The organism is Blastococcus sp. URHD0036 (genome assembly GCF_000701365.1).
Lineage (GTDB): Bacteria > Actinomycetota > Actinomycetes > Mycobacteriales > Geodermatophilaceae > Trujillonella.
The window spans coordinates 95,800-114,070 of sequence record NZ_JNIK01000004.1 but is presented as its reverse complement, the minus strand read 5'-3'; the positions used below and the strand labels follow the sequence as shown (position 1 = coordinate 114,070).

General features: G+C 74.0%; 15 protein-coding genes and 1 tRNA gene. 6 read left to right on the top strand and 10 right to left on the bottom strand.

From position 1 onward, the window contains the following. Nucleotides 1–4 precede the first annotated feature (4 nt). Nucleotides 5–997 (bottom strand): GGDEF domain-containing protein, encoded by a 993-nt coding sequence (locus N555_RS29050; RefSeq protein ID WP_304412903.1) that lies wholly within the window; start codon nt 995–997, stop codon nt 5–7. 200 nt (nt 998–1,197) lie between these two features. Between N555_RS29050 and N555_RS27770 the strand changes: the two genes are divergently transcribed. Continuing rightward, a complete protein-coding gene (locus tag N555_RS27770) occupies nt 1,198–2,139 on the top strand; it encodes a PH domain-containing protein (RefSeq protein ID WP_034508742.1) in 942 nt (313 codons plus the stop codon). 101 nt (nt 2,140–2,240) lie between these two features. Next, entirely contained in the window at nt 2,241–3,236 is a 996-nt protein-coding gene (locus N555_RS0104220; RefSeq protein WP_029430255.1) for a hypothetical protein, read from the top strand. Here the strand turns inward: N555_RS0104220 and N555_RS0104215 are convergent. From N555_RS0104215 to N555_RS0104205, 3 genes are all read right to left on the bottom strand, one after another. Continuing rightward, complete coding sequence (locus N555_RS0104215; RefSeq protein WP_029430254.1) at nt 3,181–3,948, bottom strand: tyrosine-protein phosphatase; 768 nt, start codon at nt 3,946–3,948, stop codon at nt 3,181–3,183. The genes N555_RS0104220 and N555_RS0104215 overlap by 56 nt on opposite strands. 30 nt (nt 3,949–3,978) lie before the next feature. Beyond that, nucleotides 3,979–4,066: transfer RNA gene (locus tag N555_RS0104210), tRNA-Ser, on the bottom strand. Between the two features lie 51 nt (nt 4,067–4,117). Further along, nucleotides 4,118–4,882, bottom strand: coding sequence for an SDR family NAD(P)-dependent oxidoreductase (locus N555_RS0104205; protein ID WP_029430253.1), 765 nt, complete (start codon nt 4,880–4,882; stop codon nt 4,118–4,120). A 66-nt stretch (nt 4,883–4,948) separates the two neighbouring features. On the opposite strand from N555_RS0104205, the gene N555_RS0104200 reads away from it, so the two are divergent. Beyond that, on the top strand, nt 4,949–5,716 hold the full coding sequence (locus N555_RS0104200) for an SDR family NAD(P)-dependent oxidoreductase (RefSeq protein WP_029430252.1): 768 nt from the start codon (nt 4,949–4,951) through the stop codon (nt 5,714–5,716). Nucleotides 5,717–5,793: 77 nt separating this feature from the next. Here the strand turns inward: N555_RS0104200 and N555_RS0104195 are convergent, their stop codons facing one another. From N555_RS0104195 to N555_RS0104175, 5 genes are all read right to left on the bottom strand, one after another. Next, nucleotides 5,794–7,503 (bottom strand): fibronectin type III domain-containing protein, encoded by a 1,710-nt coding sequence (locus N555_RS0104195; protein WP_029430251.1) that lies wholly within the window; start codon nt 7,501–7,503, stop codon nt 5,794–5,796. 259 nt (nt 7,504–7,762) lie between these two features. Next, nucleotides 7,763–8,977, bottom strand: a complete 1,215-nt coding sequence (locus tag N555_RS0104190; RefSeq protein ID WP_029430250.1) for an acyl-CoA dehydrogenase family protein — start codon at nt 8,975–8,977, stop codon at nt 7,763–7,765. A gap of 11 nt (nt 8,978–8,988) precedes the next feature. Then, nucleotides 8,989–9,843, bottom strand: coding sequence for a MaoC family dehydratase (locus N555_RS0104185; protein ID WP_029430249.1), 855 nt, complete (start codon nt 9,841–9,843; stop codon nt 8,989–8,991). Nucleotide 9,844: 1 nt separating this feature from the next. Beyond that, a complete protein-coding gene (locus tag N555_RS0104180; protein WP_029430248.1) occupies nt 9,845–11,188 on the bottom strand; it encodes a 3-oxoacyl-ACP reductase in 1,344 nt (447 codons plus the stop codon). Nucleotides 11,189–11,266: 78 nt separating this feature from the next. Next, a complete protein-coding gene (locus tag N555_RS0104175; RefSeq protein WP_029430247.1) occupies nt 11,267–12,559 on the bottom strand; it encodes an acetyl-CoA C-acetyltransferase in 1,293 nt (430 codons plus the stop codon). A 64-nt stretch (nt 12,560–12,623) separates the two neighbouring features. Between N555_RS0104175 and N555_RS0104170 the strand changes: the two genes are divergently transcribed. Continuing rightward, a complete protein-coding gene (locus tag N555_RS0104170; RefSeq protein ID WP_081865974.1) occupies nt 12,624–13,400 on the top strand; it encodes a TetR family transcriptional regulator in 777 nt (258 codons plus the stop codon). Then, nucleotides 13,397–15,448 (top strand): acyl-CoA dehydrogenase family protein, encoded by a 2,052-nt coding sequence (locus N555_RS0104165; RefSeq protein WP_029430245.1) that lies wholly within the window; start codon nt 13,397–13,399, stop codon nt 15,446–15,448. Before N555_RS0104170 ends, N555_RS0104165 begins: the two co-directional genes overlap by 4 nt. 54 nt (nt 15,449–15,502) lie before the next feature. Here N555_RS0104165 and N555_RS0104160 read toward each other — a convergent pair whose 3' ends face one another. Next, the gene (locus tag N555_RS0104160) at nt 15,503–16,831 is read right to left on the bottom strand and encodes an FAD-binding oxidoreductase (RefSeq protein ID WP_029430244.1); all 1,329 of its coding nucleotides are present in this window, start codon (nt 16,829–16,831) and stop codon (nt 15,503–15,505) included. A 133-nt stretch (nt 16,832–16,964) separates the two neighbouring features. On the opposite strand from N555_RS0104160, the gene N555_RS0104155 reads away from it, so the two are divergent. Further along, nucleotides 16,965–18,188, top strand: a complete 1,224-nt coding sequence (locus N555_RS0104155; protein ID WP_029430243.1) for a saccharopine dehydrogenase family protein — start codon at nt 16,965–16,967, stop codon at nt 18,186–18,188. Nucleotides 18,189–18,271 lie beyond the last annotated feature (83 nt).

Here is an 18,271-nt window from a genome sequence, read left to right as displayed (position 1 = left end):
CGGGCTAGGGCGCGACCTCGACGCGGTCGCGACCGCCGCGCTTGGCCGAGTAGAGGGCGGCGTCGGCGGCCGCGTACAGGTCCCGCATCCCCTGCGCGTGCTCCGGCGCGTGCGCGACACCCACGCTGACCGACAGCGCCAGGAGCCCGCCGCCCGGCAGCGCCAGCGGGGTGGAGCGCACCGACTGCAGCAGCTCGTCGGCCCGCTGGGCGGCGACCTCCGGCGTGCAGCCGGGCAGCAGGACGGCGAGCTCGTCGCCGCCCAGCCGGCTCAGCACCGCGTCGCCGGCGCGGACGTGCCGGCGGACCAGCCCGGCCAGGTGGACGAGCGCGTCGTCACCCACGGGGTGCCCGTGGCGGTCGTTGATCTGCTTGAACGAGTCGACGTCGAGGAGCACCAGCGCGGTGCCGTCGGGGTGCGGTGCCCGGTCCAGCGCGTGGGCCAGAGCCTCCTCGAACACCCGGCGGTTGAGCAGGCCGGTGAGGGAGTCGACGGTGGCCTGCTGCTGCAGCGCCTGGACCAGGCGGTCCTGGACGACGGCGGCGCGGTCGAGCATCGCGGCCGTCACCACGAGCACCGCCCCGAAGAAGACGACGTCGATGAGGGCGTCCGCGGCGGGCAGGATCGCCAGCAGGCTCGCGGCGTCGCCCAGCAGCGCGACGCCGGTGATCAGGGCGACGGCCCCGCGCCGGAGGTGGGTGGCCGCCCACAGCACGGGGAACGCCAGGAACGCCTGCGCGGCGGCCGAGGGGTCGCGGGTGAGGACGTTCATCACGCAGACCAGCAGGGCCCCGCCGATCCCGATGCCGAGGAAGGCGCCGCGCCGGTCGAGGGTGTCCGGGCGGGCCAGCAGGCAGGCGCCGGCCGCGACGAAGAGGATGACCGCCCCGACCCACGACGTCGTGCGCGACGTCGGGCTGACGGAGTTCGGCCCGAAGACCGTGAACACCACGAGCACGACGGCGCACACGCCGACGATCAGGACGGCGGAACGCACGGTGCTCCGTGCGTCTCGGGCCCGGAACGTGGACGGCAACCTCACACCGGAGGGATCGGCGCGGTGAGGTCGCCGCAGGAGTTCGCCTCACCCCCCAGAGGGAGGGCAGCGCCGCGGTCGGAGGTGTTCCGGTGCGGACGGGGGCGCTGGCATGGTGTCGCGGTCGCCGGGACGGTCCCTGCGACGCCGGAGGGACATCGATGGTCGACGCGAACTGGCTGCCCGATCCGAGCGGGACGCACGAGCTGCGCTACTGGAACGGCACGGCCTGGACCGAGCACGTCTCGGACCAGGGCACCACGGGCGTCGACGTGCCCACCCGGGAGCTGCCCCTGCCCGGCGAGGCCCCGCCACCGCCACCGCCGGCGCCCGGGGACACGAACGTCCTCTACTACGGCTCGAACGACGCCGGGTTCGCGGCACCCCCGTCGAGCGCGCCCGCGGCGGCCAAGCCCAGCTGGAAGGACCGGCTCAAGCAGGTCGCCGACCAGGGGAAGGCGGTCGCCGAGCAGGGCAAGGCGAAGCTCGCCGAGCAGTCGGCGAAGCGGACCGAGCAGTGGGCCAACGACCCCACCACGCTCTGGGCCGGGGAGAGCAAGGGCGGTGCCACCGGCGCGGCCGGGGTGGCGAAGGCGCGCTACCGGATCACCGCCGACCGCGTCTGGATCGAGAGCGGGCTCCTCGGCACCCGCACCGAGAGCGTGCCGCTGTGGGCGATCCGGGACATGGACATCCGACAGGCCGTCTGGCAGCGCGGCAAGGACGTCGGCGACCTCGTGCTCGGCCTGGACGACCCGGCCTACGGCGTCCAGCAGTCGACCTTCGACCTGAACGCCGTCCCCGAGCCCGGACGGACCAGCGGTCAGGTGGTCCTCGACAACATCGAGAGCCCCCAGCAGGTGTACGACTTCCTGGCCCCGCTGGTGAGCGACGCCCGGCACCGGAAGACCGTGGAGCGGCAGTCGCAGTACGTGCACCACGTGACGCCGCCGCAGTTCCCCGGCGCACCGCAGCCCGCGGCGCCCGCGGCGGCACCGGCGCCCGACCCGATCGAGCAGCTGCGCCGGCTCGGTGAGCTCCGCGACGCCGGGATCCTCACCGAGGAGGAGTTCGCGGCGCAGAAGGCCAAGCTGCTCGGCTGACCGCAGCTCTCGACCGAGCTCCCCTCCGGCCGCGGCCGGAAGGGAGCTCGGTCGCGTCCGCGGGCGTTACGGTCGGCGGGACCGTTCGGTGGGGGGACGACGTGGCAGCACCGATCGGCACCGACGCGGTGCTGGCGAAGAGCTACACCTACGTCCGCGTGTCGATGGTCGGCGTCCTCGCGCTGCTGGCGGCGGCGGTCGGCCGGCAGATCGCCGCGGACGGCGAGATCCTGACCTCGATCAGCGCCTACTACTACACGCCGGCGCAGGCGGTCTTCGTCGCCTCGCTGTTCTCCTTCGGCGTCTGCATGCTCGCCCTGCAGGGCACGACGCGCACCGAGGACGTCCTGCTCAACCTCGGCGGGATGCTGGCCACGGTCGTGGCGCTCGTCCCGACGTCCCGTGGCGTGGACCACGAGGAGGCGGTCGCCGCCTGCCGGGCGGCCGGCGGCTACGTCGACGGGATCGACTGCCCGAGCGTGGGCGCCCTCGAGCAGACCGCCGAGGCGAACATCGCGAACAACGTCTGGGCGCTGCTCGCGGTCGGCGGCCTGGGGCTGGTCGTCGCCTTCGTCCTCGCCGGCAAGCCGTGGGCCGAGCGGTCCCGCACGTACCGGCTCGGCTACGGCGCGGCCTGGCTGCTGTACCTGTTCGGCCTGGTCAGCTTCGCCTTCTTCCGCCAGGGCTTCATCGACCGCGCCCACTGGGTGGCGGCCGTCGGGCTGTTCCTCTGCATCGTCGCGGTGGCGGTCTCCAACGCCCTGCGCGTCGCCGAGCACCGGCCGGCGCCGGAGGCCGGACTGCTGGAACGCGGCCGGACGGCGCTGCGGGTCGGGCTCTCGCCGCGGCAGCGCTACCCGGCCATCGCCCTCGCGATGGTCGGGGTCGGCGTCGTCGAGGGGCTGCTCGTGCTGACCGACGTCCTGACGCTGTTCTGGCTCGAGGCCTCGCTGATCGCCCTGTTCGCCGTCTTCTGGATCGCCCAGACGGCGGAGTGGTGGCGGTACCGCCTGCCCGGGCCGGGCGAGGAGCTCCCGCCGGTCAGCCCGCCGGCTGGACCGCCCGCCGGCGCAGCATCGCGACGAGCTCGGCGCTGAGCCCGGCGTCGCGGAGCGGGCGCAGGGGGTCCCCGTGCCGCTCGCGCAGGGTGGCCAGGGCGGTCTCCATCGCGGCCCCGGAGAAGTCCTGCCCGATCGCGGACCGGGTGAAGGCGTTCCGGTCGACGCCGTGCGAGGCGAGGATCGCGCCCATCAGGGGCTGCAGCCGCCGTCCGACGGCCTCGATGTTCGTCCCGGTGACCGCGTAGTCGGCGACGACGTCGTCGTCCTCGGCGCCGAGGGCCAGCAGGAACGCCGCCGCCAGGACGCCGGTGCGGTCCTTGCCCGCCGAGCAGTGGAACGCCGTCGCGCCGGGCGTCACGGCGAGCACCGCCAGCGCCGTCACGATCTGTCCCGCGGCGGTCGAGAACAGGTCCGCGTACATGCCGCCCATCCCGGCCGGCTCGCGCGGGTCCACCCCGGCGCCGGGTCCGGTGGTCGGGCGCAGGCCGGGCATCAGCGGGAGGTGGTGGTAGGCCACCGGCAGCTCGCCGAAGACGCCGCGGCCGGTGTTGCGGACCTCGCCGGGGGAGCGCAGGTCGATCACCGCGCCCAGCCCCTCGGCGACGAGCGCCTCGGCGTCCTCCCGCGGGGTCAGCGACAGGTCGTCGGCGCGGATCGCCACCCCGCGGCGGACGACGCCGCCCTCGGCGGGGATGCCGCCGAGGTCGCGCAGGTTGGCGGGCGCGGACAGGGTGAGGTCCTCGGTCATGGGGGTGCTGCCTCCTCGGCGGCGGTTCGGCGGAGGGCGTGGGATTCGAACCCACGAAGAGGGATTACCTCTTAGCGGTTTTCAAGACCGCCGCCATCGGCCACTAGGCGAGCCCTCCTGGCGGGGTCGAGGCTAGCGCCCGGGCGGCGCGGGCGACCGCGGGTGGCGCTCACCCGGTCAGCAGCATCCCGCCGTTGACGTCGATGACCTGACCGTTGATCCAGGCGCCCGCGTCGGAGAGGAGCAGCGCGGCGATGCCGGCGACATCGTCGGGCTCCCCCAGCCGCGGGCTCCACGTCTGGGCGAGCGCCGCGGCGAAGAACTCCGGCGACAACTGCGCCCGCGCGTTGTCGGTGAGCACCACCCCGTAGCTCAGGGCGTTGCAGCGGACGCCGCGCTTCCCCCAGGTGGCGGCCACGTGCCGGGTCAGCGTCTCCACGCCGGCCTTGGCCGCCTGGTACGCGATGCGCGTCGTGCCGGCGCCGCGGGCGGCGTTGGACGACGTGTTGACGATCGACCCGCCCCCGCCGTCGAGCATCAGCGGGATCGCCGTCCGGCAGGCCGCGGCGTAGGCGAGCAGGTGGGAGCGCAGCTGGAGGTCCCAGGTCTCGTCCGGGGTGGAGACGACGTCGCCGTCGTGCCGGTGCGCCGACGGGTTGCCGGCCACGTTGTGCAGACCGTCCAGCCGGCCGAACCGCTCGACCGCGGCCCCGATCAGGTCGCTGGTGCTCGCCGGGTCGCCCATGTCGAAGGTCTGCGCCACCGCCTCGCCGCCGTCCGCCCGGATCGCCGTCGCGACCTCCTCGGCACGGTCGGCGTCGATGTCGCCGACCACGACCCGGGCGCCGGAGGCGCCGAGCAGGCGGGCCGTGGCCCGGCCGGTCCCCCCGCCGCCGCCCGCGACGACCACCACCTTGCCGTCGAGCCCGTCCATGGCCGCCTCCACTGGTAATGATTGACCTGCAGCATCGCATCAGGTCGGTGCGGCGAGGGAGGCATCGTGGGCGGACGAGTCGGCCGGCTGACCGGCCGGGTGGCGCTGGTGACCGGCGCCGGGCAGGGCGGCGGGCGGGGCTGCGCCCTGGCACTGGCCGCCGAGGGAGCCGCGGTCGTCTGCGTCGGCCGGAATCCGGGGAAGCTCGAGGCCGTGGTCGCCGAGATCGGGGCGACCGGTGGCACGGCCCTCGCCGCTCCCGCCGACGTCACCGATCCGGCGGACCGGCGCGCGGCCGTCGACTCCGCCGTGGCCGCGTTCGGCCGGCTGGACGTGCTGGTCAACGCCGCGCAGTCCCCGGAGATGCGCGCCGCCGACCTGCTCGACGTCACCGACGAGGACGTCGCGGAGCTGTGGGCATCCGGCCCGGTGGCGACGCTCGCGCTCATGCGCGCCTGCCACCCGCACCTGAAGGCGGCCGGCGGCGGCTCGATCGTCAACTTCGCCAGCGGCGCGCTGCGCCGGCCGGCGCACTACGGCGTCTACGCGGCGGTGAAGGCGGCCATCGAGACGATCGGGAAGGCGGCTGCGGCGGAGTGGGGCCCCGACGGCATCCGGACCAACACCGTCGTGCCGATCGTCGACTCCCCGTCGATGGAGCGGGACCTGACCGCCGAGCAACGCGAGCGCTACCGCGCCGGCATCCCGCTGGGGCGGATCGGCCGGCCGGAGGAGGACATCGGCCGCGCCGTGGCCTTCCTCGCCGGCGACGACGCGGCCTACCTGAGCGGCAACACCCTGCGGCTGGACGGCGGTTCCTGGAGCGCCCGCTGACCTCTGGCACTCCGGGAACGCGACAGCGGCCGCCGTCCCGGGGAGGGACGACGGCCGCTGTGCGGTGGTGCGGGGTGTTACTCGGCGGTGCGCTTGCGACGGCCGGCGAGCACGAACCCACCGCCGATCGCCAGCGCGGCGAGGCCACCGATGGCCGGCACGGCGATGTCCGCGCCGGTGTAGGCCAGCCCGCCCGAGCCGGTGGTGCCACCGGTGACGGTGATCGGCAGGGTCAGGTAGTGCGTGTTGCCCTGCGCGTCGACACCCGCGGCGACCAGCGTGTGGTTGCCCGCGGCCAGACCGGCCGGGACGGTCACCGTGACGTCGATGTTGCCGCTGCCGTCAGCGACGGTCGTGGTCAGCACCTGCGGGGTCGAGTACGCGATCAGCGTGACGGTCGAACCCGGGAGGTACCCGCCGCCGGTGACCCGGACGGTGGAACCCGGCGCGACCGAGCCGGACTGGCCGGCGGGGCGGACCAGGTCGCCGTCCTTGGTGGGGACGGTGGCCGGGACCGAGGAGCGCTGGACGTCGGAGACGGTGACCATCGCCGAGCCGAAGCCCGGGTTGTCCTCGGTGTCGACGGACGTGACGCTGAAGCTGTAGCTCCAGCCGGGCTCCGCGGTGACGACGCAGCGGCGCACGTCGGCCGCCGTCTCGCAGGCGATGCCGTCGGCGCCGTTGGGGCCGTTGATCTCGCGGGCGCTGCCGCCGACGATGTACCCGGCCAGCGGGTAGGTGCCGGCCGTGGTGGGGGCGTCCCACGTGATGACGATGGACGACGGCCCTGCGGTGGCGACGACGTTCGGGGGCACGCCGATCCGCTTGTAGGCCATGGCCGTCTCGGGGTCGGTCGCCTCGCTGTGGGCGCCGTTCGCGGCGATCGAGCGGATCGCGACCGTGTACGTGGTGCCGTTGGTCCGTCCGGAGATCGTGCCGACCACCTCGCCGTCCACGGTGGACGTGGTCAGGGTCGTCCAGGTGGTGCCGTTGTCGAGGGTGTACTGGTAGCCCGTGGTCGGGGCGTCGCCGAACTCGCCCTCGGAGAAGTGCACGATCAGCTTGCCGTCGTCACCCTCCAGCCAGTCGAGGGTGGGCTCGGCCGGCGCGCAGAGGTAGGCCGTCGCGGAGATGAAACCGTCGCCACCGTCGGCGACTCCGTCGGTCTGCGGCTCGCTGGTGGTCGCATACACGTAGTTGGAGTCGTTCCAGGCGCCGTAGCCGTAGTAGTCCGCGTCGCCGCCACCGTTGCCACCGAAGGCGATGAGCTCGGAGTCGTCGGACCCGGTCACGGTCGAGGCGGCCCCGCCGCCACCACCGGCGATGGTGTCGTCGTCGGACCAGCCGTCGCCACCGTCATAGTCGCCGTCGACGTCGGCGGCGAGGTGGTTCAGGCCGCCGGCACCGCCGGTGAGCCCGTCCGAGGAGGCGTCGCTCCCGGCCTGGCCGGGCGCCATCGTGAACGTCGTGGCCACCGTGGTGTCGTCGATGTAGGTCGTGATGTCCAGCGACCCGCCCAGGCCGCCGTCCTCACCGACACCGCTGCCCGCGCCGCCCTGGGCGCCCTCGAGGTGCCAGTCGACGGCGCAGTAGCCGGCCGGGACCGTCCAGGTGTCGGTGCCGCCGTCGTAGTCGTAGGAGACGCCGAACGTCGGGGTCGTGGTCTCGACCGCCCCCATGGTGATCGCCTGGGCGACACCACCGAGCGAGAGGAGCGTGGTGGACGTGGCGATCGCTCCGACGGCCGCGAGGCCGAGAGCGCGCCGGGACGGTGCTGCGAGTTGCACGGGAACTCCCCGAGGTGGGCCCGGTCGCGCCGGGCTCGCTGGCCCGGAGGTCCGGGCGTCGGAGAGACCGGACCACGCGGCCAGGGACACCCGACGCCACGCCACGCACCGCGAACGCGTGGGGCGCCGCGTGACCCGATCGTGACCTGTGGCCGCAAAACCGCAGGTCAGCGCAGCCGAAATCGAACCGGAACCCGACGAACCGGTAGGCCCGCGGTTGTCGAACTCAGTTCAGTCCGAGCCAGATCCGGTACGCGGGTCAGCGGACGTGCACCCCCGAGATGGTCCGCGCGATGACCAGTCGCTGGATCTCCGAGGTCCCCTCGAAGATCGTGTAGATCTTCGCGTCGCGGGCCATCCGCTCGACCGGGTACTCGCGGGTGAAGCCGTTGCCGCCGAGGATCTGCATGGCCCGCTCGGTCACCCGGACGGCCGTCTCCCCCGCGACGAGCTTGGACATCGAGCCCTCGGCGGCGGTGAACTGCTTGCCCACCCGGGCCATCCAGGCGGCCCGCCAGACCAGCAGCCGCGCGGAGTCGATGGCCGTCTTCATGTCGGCGAGCATGAAGGCGATGGACTGGTTCTCGATGATCGCGCGGCCGAACTGCTCGCGCTGCTTGGCGTACTCCAGCGCGTAGTCGTAGGCGGCCCGGGCGACGCCGACCGCCTGGGCGCCGACGGCGGGGCGGGTGCGCTCGAACGTGGCCATCGACGGCTGGGTGCGACCGCTCTTCAGGCCCTCGCGGGCACGGGCGAGCCGCTCGTCGAGCTTCTCCCGGCCGCCGAGCAGGCAGTCGGCCGGGACCCGGCAGTCCTCGAGCACGACCTCGGCCGTGTGCGACGCGCGGATGCCGTGCTTGAGGAACTTCTGCCCCTGGCTGATGCCCGGCGTCCCCGGCGGGACGACGAAGCTGGCGTGCCCGCGGGCCTTCAGCTCGGGGTCGACGACCGCGTTGACCACGTGGATGTCGGCGATCCCGCCGTTGGTGGCCCAGGTCTTGGTGCCGTTGAGCACCCACTCGCCGGTCTTCTCGTCGTAGACCGCGCGGGTGCGCATCGCGCCCACGTCGGACCCGGCGTCGGGCTCGCTCGAGCAGAACGCCGCGACCTTCGGCTCGGCCTCGGTGCCGAACATGGCCGGGATCCACTGGCCGACCTGCTCGTCGGTGCCGTTGGCGCGCACCGAGGCGGCGGCCAGCGTCGTGCCGACGATCGCCAGGCCGATGCCGGCGTCACCCCAGAAGAGCTCCTCCATGGTGACCGGGATGCCGAGCCCGGACTCGTCGAACCACTGGGTCGCGAAGAAGTCCAGCGAGTAGAGCCCGATCTTCGCCGCCTCCTGCAGCACCGGCCAGGGGAACTCCTCCCGCTCGTCCCACTCGTCGGCCGCCGGGCGGACGACGTTCGCGGCGAACTCGTGCACCCACTTCTGCAGCTCGAGCTGGTCCTCGGTGAGATCGAACGAGACGGGCATGGGTCCCTCGCTTACAGCGGTCGGATCGTGGCGGACAGGTGGTCGGTGCCGGCCCTCGCGTTGCGGACGGCGGCGTCCCAGCCACCCTCGCGGACAGCGGTGGCGAGGGTGACCGTCGAGGGCAGGTACAGCGGCTTGCGGAAGCCCACGTCGACGGTGAACGCGTCGGGGAGCCGGTTGTCCACGGCTGCCAGCACGCACGCCTCCACCCACATGCCGTGGGCGATGGCGCGCTTGAACCCGAAGGCCTTCGCGGTCAGCCCGGAGAGGTGGATCGGGTTCACGTCCCCGGAGACCTTCGCGTAGCGGCGGCCGGCGTCGTCGGGGATCCGCCAGGTGATGGTCGCCGGCGGCAGCACCCCCACCTCGACGTCCACATCGGCCTCCGGCGCACCCTCGGGCGCCGTCGCGCCGCGGGCCAGGTACGTCGACCGGCCGCGCCACACCTCCGCGCCGCCGGCGGAGACGGAGGCGCAGAGGTCGACGGTCGCGCCGCTGCGGTGCCGGGCGAACCGCTCGGCCCAGACCTCGAGGTCCAGCTCCTCACCCAGCCCGATCGGCCGGAGCTGGTCGATGCGGTTGCGCACGTGCACCAGCCCGGGGAGCGCGAGCGGGAAGGCCCGGTCGCTCATCAGCGCCATCTGCAGCGGGAACGTCAGCAGGTGCGGGTACGTGGCCGGCAGCGCGTCGCCGAACGGGAACCGGCAGATCCGCGCGTAGGCGGCCACCTCCGCCGGCTCGACCGCGACGCCGTGGCGGGCCAGCCGCGTCTCCGGCAGGTCCCCGCCGCGACCCCGCGAGGTGAGTGCCGCCCTGGCGAACAGTGCCGCCATGTTCGGCGGCCCGTCGAGCACGGTCGTGGCCACGTCAGGCCCCCAGCATCGACTGGCCGCAGACCCGCACGGTCTGGCCGTTCACGCCCGCACTGCCCGGCTGCGCGAGCCAAGCGATCGTCTCGGCGACGTCCACGGGGAGCCCGCCCTGCTGCAGGGAGTTGATCCGCGAGCCGACCTCGCGGGTGCCGAACGGCATGTTCGCGGTCATCTCCGTGACGATGAACCCGGGCGCGACCGCGTTGATGGTGGCCCGGCGCGCGGCGAACGCCGGCGCCCAGGCGCGGACCATGCCGATGATCCCGGCCTTGCTCGCGGCGTAGTTGGTCTGACCGCGGTTGCCGGCGATGCCCGACTGCGAGCTCACGCAGACCACCCGGGCGCCGTCCCGCAGCACGCCCTCGGCGGCCAGCAGCGCCTCGGTGATGTCCAGTTGCGCCTGCAGGTTCACCGCCATCACCGAGTTCCAGCGGGCGGCGTCCATGTTGACCAGCAGCTTGTCGCGGGTGATACCGGCGTTGTGGACGACGACATCGACCCCGCCGTGCCGCTCGCGGAGGTGCTCGACCAGCCGGGCCGGTGCGTCGGCGGCGGTGATGTCGAGCTGCAGCGCCGTCCCGCCCACCTCGTTGGCGACCTCGGCCAGCGACTGGCCGGCGGCCGGGATGTCGACGGCGACCACGTGCGCGCCGTCGCGGGCCATGACCCGCGCGATGGCGGCGCCGATGCCCCGGGCCGCGCCGGTGACGACGGCGACCCGGCCGGCGAGCGGCCTGTCGGCGTCCTCGCCGGTGGGCACGTCCGCGGCCGAGAGGGTCACGACCTGACCGTCGACGTAGGCGGAACGACCGGAGAGGAAGAAGCGGACCGGCGAGGCGAGCGAGCTCTCCGCACCCTCGGGCACGAAGACCAGGTTCGCCGTCGAGCCGTTCAGCAGCTCCTTGCCGATCGACCGGACCAGGCCGTCCAGTGCCTGCCGGGCCGCGGCGGTGGCCGGGGAGTCGGCGTCCGCGGGCGGGTCGGCGAGGACCAGCACCCGTCCGGAGGCGCGCAGGCGCTTGATGGCCGGGGCGAGGAAGTCGTGCGCGGCGACGAGCTGGCCGGGGCCGGTCACGCCGGTGGCGTCGAGGAGGACGGCGGCCGGCTTCTCGCCGTCGGGCTCGACCGCGGGGAGCACCGTTCCACCGGCGTCCGTCACCACCCGGGTCAGCGTCTCCCGCAGCCGGCCGCTCCCGGCCGAGCCGATCACCACCGGGCCCGGCAGGAGGGGGCGGCCCGGCTCGTACCGGCGCAGGACCGCCGGCCGCGGCAAGCCGAGCTGCTTCGTGACCGTCGTCCCGAAGCCGGAGTTCGCGAAGTTCGTGTACCAGTCAGCCACGGTGCGGGTCCTTCCAGGAGACGTGCAGCCCCGCGGTGCGGGGACCGCGGGGTTGCACGTGGAACGTGCGGAGCGGGGTCAGGACTCGAGGATCGCGACGACGCCCTGACCGCCGGCGGCGCAGATGGAGATCAGGCCGCGCTTCCCAGGGCCCGCCTCGTGGAGGGTCTTCGCGAGCGACGCGACGATCCGGCCGCCGGTCGCGGCGAACGGGTGACCCGCGGCCAGCGAGGAGCCGTGCACGTTGAGCTTGGCGCGGTCGATCGAGCCCAGCGGCGCGTCGAGGCCCAGCTTCTCCTTGCAGTAGGCCGGGTCCTCCCAGGCCTTCATCGTGGCGAGCACGGTGGAGGCGAAGGCCTCGTGGATCTCGTAGAAGTCGAAGTCCTGGAGGGTCAGGCCGTTGCGGGCGAGCATCGTCGGCACGGCGTAGACCGGCGCCATGAGCAGGCCCTCGCCACCGTGCACGTAGTCGACCGCGGCGGTCTGCGCGTCGACGAGGTGGGCGAGCACCGGCAGGGAGTGCTCGGCGGCCCACTCGTCGGAGGCCAGCAGCACCGCCGAGGCACCGTCGGTCAGCGGCGTCGAGTTGCCCGCCGTCATGGTGGCCTCGGCGCCCTCGGGCAGCGCCTTGCCGAACACCGGCTTCAGCGTCGCCAGCTTCTCCAGGGAGGTGTCCGGCCGCAGGTTCTGGTCGCGAGAGAGCCCCAGGAACGGCGTCACCAGGTCGTCGAAGAAGCCGCGCTCGTAGGCGGCGGCCATGTTCTGGTGCGAGCGGACGGTCAGCTCGTCCTGCTCCTCGCGGCCGATCTGCCACTCGTGCGCGGTGAGCTGGGCGTGCTCCCCCATGGCCAGGCCGGTGCGCGGCTCGGCGTTGCGCGGGATCTCGGGGGCGATCATGCCGGGGCGGATCCGTGCGATGGCCTTGAGCCGGTCCTGCACCGTCTTGGCGCTGTTCAGCGAGATCAGGATGCGGCGCAGGTCCTCGCCGACGGCGAGTGGCGCGTCCGAGGTGGTGTCGACGCCACCGGCGATGCCGGAGTCGATCTGGCCCAGCGCGATCTTGTTCGCGACGAGGACCGCCGCCTCCAGCCCCGTGCCGCAGGCCTGCTGGACGTCGTAGGCGGGGGTGCGCGGGTCGAGCGCGGAGCCGAGTACCGACTCGCGGGTCAGGTTGAAGTCCCGCGCGTGCTTGAGGACGGCGCCGGCGACGACCTCACCGACCTGCTGGCCCTGCAGCCCGAACCGCGCGACCAGACCGTCGAGCGTCGCGGTGAGCATGTCCTGGTTGGACGCCTGCGCGTACGCCGAGTTGGACCGGGCGAAGGGGATGCGGTTGCCGCCGACGATCGCGGCCTTGCGGGTGGTGGCCATGAGGACCTCCGGGTCGGGTGATCTCGCGTTGCAGGTACCGATGGTACTCGGTACCTTGGGTTACATGAAAGCCGAGGCGGTGAAATCGACGTCGCAGGACAAGGTGACGCAGCTCCGTTCCCCTCGCACATCGGAGCCCGGCGGCGAGCGCCGCGAGTCCGAGCCCCGGCCGCTCGCCCGCGACCGGCGGGACTCCCGCTGGGACGAGCACCGCCGGGCCCGCCGCGAGCAGCTGGTCGACGCCACCCTGACCGCCGTCGCCCGGCACGGCGCCGGTGTCGGGATGGACGAGATCGCCGCGTCCGCCGGCACCAGCAAGACCGTCGTCTACCGGCACTTCGCCGACCGCGGCGAGCTGTACGTGGCCGTGTGCGCCCGGGTCGCCGGGCAGCTGACCGCGCGGCTGCGCGAGGCCATGGCCAGCAGCACCGATCCCCGCGCCCGGGTCGGGGCCGCGATCGAGACCTACCTGGCGTTCCTCGAGGCCGATCCGGAGCTCTACCGCTTCGTCGTCTCGCACCCGCTGCTCGACCGTCCGGTCGATGCCGACCCGATCAGCTCCCTGTCCGACCTCGTCGGCGAGCAGGCGGCGGCCCTGGTCGCCGACGCGCTCGCGCGGGCCGGCCGCGACCCGGCTCCGGCGGGGCCGTGGGGCCACGGGCTGGTCGGCCTGGTCCGTTCGGCCGCCGACTGGTGGCTGCGCGCCGACCGACCGATGATCCGGGCGGATCTCGCCGCCCACCTCACCGAACTCGCCTGGGCCGGCCTCGCCGGTGTGCTCCCGGGCGGAGCTCCCCGAGGCGCCGTTCCCGGCAACCGCACGACCCAGGAGGAACAGTGACGCAGTCCCTGCCCCGCAGCGTCGACCCCGCTCGCCTGCAGGAGGTGCTCGACGGACGCTGGGCGCACGTGCGCCGCGACGCCCGCGAGCAGCTCGGGGACGCGAAGTACGCCCCGGTGTACGGCGAGTCCATGCAGGAGGCGCGGGAGCGGATCACCCGGCTGGCGGGCGAGATCGCCGCGACCGGGCGGGTGGGGCTGGGCTTCCCCAAGCAGTACGGCGGCGAGGCCGACGCCGGCGGTTCGGTGACCTCGATCGAGATGGTGGCCTTCGGCGACCTGTCGCTGATGGTCAAGGCCGGCGTCCAGTGGGGGCTGTTCGGCGGCGCCGTCCAGCTGCTCGGCACCAAGCGGCACCACGACGCCTACCTGCCCGACATCATGAGCTTCGCCCTCCCCGGCTGCTTCGCGATGACCGAGACGGGGCACGGCTCCGACGTCCAGCAGCTGCGGACGACCTGCGAGTACGACCCCGCGACGCAGACCTTCGACCTGCACACCCCGCACCAGGCCGCCCGCAAGGACTACATCGGCAACGCGGCGAAGGACGGCCGGATGGCCGTCGTCTTCGCGCAGCTGGTCAGCCGGGGCACCAACCACGGCGTGCACGCCTGGCTGGTCCCGATCCGGGACGACGAGGGCAGCCCGTGCCCCGGCGTGACGATCGGCGACGACGGCCCCAAGGCGGGCCTGCTCGGCGTCGACAACGGCCGGCTGAGCTTCGACCACGTGCGGGTCCCGCGGGACATGCTGCTGGACCGCTACGGCCAGGTCGCCGCCGACGGCACGTACACCTCGAGCATCGAGAACGAGACCCGCCGCTTCTTCACCATGCTGGGCACGCTGGTGCGCGGGCGGGTCAGCGTCGGCGGCGCCGCCGGGTCGGCCACCAAGACGGCGCTGGACATCGCCGTCCGCTACGGCGACGTGCGCCGCCAGTTCGCCGCGCCGGGCCGGGACCGCGAGATCGTCGTCAACGACTACCTCGTGCACCAGCGCAAGCTGCTGCCGGCGCTGGCCACCACCTACGCGCTGCACTTCGCGCAGGAGGAACTGGTCGGAACGATGCACGACGTGCAGACGGCGGTGCACGAGCACGGCCAGGAGATCGACGAGGCCGCCCAGCGCGAGCTCGAGTCCCGGGCGGCCGGCCTCAAGGTGGCCAACACCTGGCACGCCACCCGCACCATCCAGATGTGCCGCGAGGCCTGCGGCGGCGCCGGCTACCTGGCGGAGAACCGGCTGCCCCAGCTCAAGGCCGACACCGACGTCTTCAGCACCTTCGAGGGCGACAACACCGTCCTGCTGCAGCTGGTCGCGAAGGGCCTGCTCACCGGCTACCGGGACGCCTTCGGCTCGCTCGACGGGTGGGGGAAGGTCTCGTTCTTCGCCGACATGGTGCGCGAGACGGTCCTGGAGCGGACGGCGGCCCGCGGGCTCATCGCCCGGCTGGTCGACGCCGTCCCCGGCCGCGACGAGGAGGTGCCGCTGCTCGACCGCGGCTGGCAGCTCAAGATGTTCGAGTTCCGCGAGAAGCACACCCTCGAGGGCGCGATCCGGCGGCTGCGGCGCAACTCCGAGACCGACGGCATGGAGCCGTTCGACATGTTCAACGACGTGCAGGACCACGTGCTGCGCACCGCCCAGACGCACATCGACCGGATCGTGCTGGAGGCGTTCGTCGAGGGCATCGAGCGGACCACCGACCCCGACGCGAGGGAGCTGCTGTCGGCGGTGTGCGACCTCTACGCGCTGCACTCCATCGAGGAGGACAAGGGCTGGTTCCTCGAGCACGGCCAGCTGACCCCGGCGCGCTCGAAGGCGGTCACCGGCGCGGTGAACCAGCTGCTGAAGGACCTGCGGCCGCACATGTCGACGCTGGTGGACGCCTTCGCCATCCCGCACGCGTGGAAGAACGCGGCGATCCTCGAGGAGGAGGCCGGCCGCCAGGAGGCGATGGCCGCCCACGACGCCGAGCTGCGCGCGGAGCTGGGTGCCCAGGCGCCCGACGACACCGCCACCGCCGTCGACGTCCCGCCGGGGCAGTAGTCCTGTCGGAGTCGCTCGAGCGCGGGATGCGCACTCGAGCGACTCCGCTGGGGCTCAGGCCGGCTCGATGTTCTGGTTCCCGCGGAAGGTGTTCTCCGGGTCGAACCGGCGCTTGATGCCGGCCAGCCGGGCGTAGTTGGCCTCGCCGTAGGCCGCCCGGATGCGGTCCTGCCCCTCGGCGCCGATGAAGTTCAGGTACGTGCCGCCGTTGGTGTAGCGGTCGATGTCCTCGCGGAACGCCCGCACCCAGGCGACGTTGGCCGCCGTGTCGGCCGGGTCCTCCCACGTCGCGAAGGGGTGCGTGACCCATTGCGCGGCCCGGTGGCCCAGCGGCGTCGCGTCGTCCGGGACCCGCTCGATCGCCCCGCCCCACCGCACCATGAGGTGCTGCGTCAGCGCCGACGCCCGGTCGGAGCCGTACTTCACGAAGACGTCGACGGCGTCATCGGGCATGGCGTCGTGGTAGTCGCCGCTCCAGTACTGCTGGAGACCCGGCGGGTCGTCGATCATGCACTGGAAGCCGGCGTAGGGCATCGGCCCGACGAGGTCGACCTCGGGCCGCAGGTCGCGGAAGGGACGGGTGGCCTCCATGCCGTCGTCGACGTCCCCCGCCCACATCAGGGCGATCCCCGCGACCGTCGTCCCCTGCAGGTGCTCGGGCACGAACGGCTCGGGCGGGCCGGTGAGGAACACCAGGGCGTTGCCCAGCCGCTCGTCCGCGGTCTCCATCAGGTCGCGGTAGGCCAGGGCCAGGTCCCGGCCGGCGCTGCCCGGCCACAGCTGCAGGCCGGCGAGCACGGTCGGGCCCAGCGGGTGGAGGTCGAAGGTGAACGACGTCGCGACGCCGAAGTTGCCGCCGCCGCCGTGCAGTGCCCAGAACAGATCGGGCTCCTGGGTCGCGCTGGCGGTGACCTGCTCGCCGGCCGCCGTCACCAGATCAACCGAGCGGAGGTTGTCGCAGGTCAGCCCGTGCAGGCGCTCCAGCCAGCCGGAGCCGCCGCCGAGGGTCAGCCCGGCCACGCCGGTCGTGGAGACGCGTCCGCCCGTGGTCGCGAGCCCGTGCTCCTGCGTCGCCCGGTCGAACGCCCCCCACGTGACGCCCGCGCCGACCGTGACGGTCCGCGAATCCGGGTCGACCTCGATGCCGTCCATGGGCCGGACGTCGATCACCAGCCCGCCGTCGTTGGTGCTGAACCCGGCGACCGAGTGGCCCCCCGCGCGGACGGCGACCGCCAGACCGCCGTCCCGGGCCAGGCGCAGGGCGTCGACGACGTCCTGTGGCGTGGCGCACCGGGCGATCACCGCCGGTCTCCGGTCGATCGCCGCGTTGAACACCTCGCGCAGCTCGTCGTAGCGGCCGTCGGTGGACCGGATCAGTTCCATGGCGCCGTCCTCTGGGAGTCCCTCCCCCGCTCGACCGGAGGCACGTTCCTCCCCTCGGCGCGCGCGCCACCAGGGCACGAGTACCCCGTGCCACCGGAGGGCGGGGCCCGGCGCTCTCGGTGAGGATGGGCCCATGCCCGACCGAGAGCACGACCTCGTCGTCTACGGCGCCTCCGGCTTCGTCGGCGAACTCCTGGCCGCCTACCTCGCCGGAGCCGCACCGGCCGACCTGCGGATCGCCCTCGGCGGGCGGTCCCGGGAGAAGCTGGAGGCCGTCCGCTCGCGGCTGCCCGCCGCGGCGCGGGACTGGCCGCTGGTCGTGGCCGACTCCCGCGATCCGGCTGCGATCGCCGCCCTCGCCGAGAGCACCCGCGTGCTGGCGACGACGGTCGGCCCCTACGCCCGCTACGGCCTGCCGGTGGTCGAGGCCTGTGCCCGCGCGGGCACGCACTACGCCGACCTGACCGGGGAGGTGCTGTTCGCCCGCGACGCCATCGCCCGCACCGACGCTCCCGCCCGGGAGTCCGGCGCACGGATCGTGCACGCCTGCGGCTTCGACTCCGTCCCCTCCGACCTGGCGGTGCTCCTGCTGGCCGAGTGCGCGCGGGCGGACGACGCCGGTGGCCTGACCGACGTCCGGCTGGTGGCCACCGTCAAGGGCGGGTTCAGCGGCGGCACCATCGACTCGCTGCGGGCGCAGGTGGAGGCCGTGGGCCTCGACCGGTCGCTGCGCGAGGTGGTCGGCGACCCGTTCGCCCTCAGCCCCGACCGCAACGCCGAGCCCAGCACCCGCCAGCCCGCGGACGCCGGCCCGCCCTCCCGCGACAGCGACGGCCGCTGGACCGCCCCGTTCGTCATGGCCTCGTTCAACACCCGGATCGTGCGCCGCAGCAACGCCGTCCAGGACTGGTCCTACGGCCGGGGCCTGCGCTACGGCGAGGTGATGGCCGCCGGCCGGGGGATCTCCGGCGCGGCCACCGCGGTCGCGGTCACCGCCGGGCTGGCCGGTGCGCTGGGGGCGATGTCGTTCGGGCCGACCCGCGCGCTGCTGGACAGGGTGCTGCCCGCGCCGGGCACGGGCCCGGACGAGGCCACCCGCGAGCGCGGCTGGTTCCGCATGGAGGTCGACGCGACCACGGAGTCCGGCCGCCGGTACCGGGCGACCGCGGCCGGAAAGGGCGACCCCGGCTACAAGGCGACGGCGGTCATGCTCGGCGAGAGCGCGCTCGCCCTCGCCCTCGACGGGGAGCGGCTGCCCGACCGCGCGGGGTCGCTGACCCCGGCGAGCGCGCTCGGGACCGTGCTGGCCGACCGGCTGCGCGCGGCCGGCCACGAATACACCGTCACCGCCGTGTAGGCGGGGTCGCCGAGGAGTGGGGCCCGGAGGGTCCCGCGATCGAAGCGACGGCGGGGCTCAGCGCAGCCGGGGACGGCTCCTGG

Excerpts from the sequence above, each read along its gene's own strand:
- N555_RS0104215 (WP_029430254.1), bottom strand. The coding sequence starts at position 3,948 with ATGACCGAGGACCTCACCCTGTCCGCGCCCGCCAACCTGCGCGACCTC.
- N555_RS0104155 (WP_029430243.1), top strand. The coding sequence starts at position 16,965 with ATGCCCGACCGAGAGCACGACCTCGTCGTCTACGGCGCCTCCGGCTTC.
- N555_RS0104160 (WP_029430244.1), bottom strand. The coding sequence starts at position 16,831 with ATGGAACTGATCCGGTCCACCGACGGCCGCTACGACGAGCTGCGCGAG.
- N555_RS27770 (WP_034508742.1), top strand. The coding sequence starts at position 1,198 with ATGGTCGACGCGAACTGGCTGCCCGATCCGAGCGGGACGCACGAGCTG.
- N555_RS0104190 (WP_029430250.1), bottom strand. The coding sequence starts at position 8,977 with ATGCCCGTCTCGTTCGATCTCACCGAGGACCAGCTCGAGCTGCAGAAG.
- N555_RS0104170 (WP_081865974.1), top strand. The coding sequence starts at position 12,624 with ATGAAAGCCGAGGCGGTGAAATCGACGTCGCAGGACAAGGTGACGCAG.
- N555_RS0104205 (WP_029430253.1), bottom strand. The coding sequence starts at position 4,882 with ATGGACGGGCTCGACGGCAAGGTGGTGGTCGTCGCGGGCGGCGGCGGG.
- N555_RS0104175 (WP_029430247.1), bottom strand. The coding sequence starts at position 12,559 with ATGGCCACCACCCGCAAGGCCGCGATCGTCGGCGGCAACCGCATCCCC.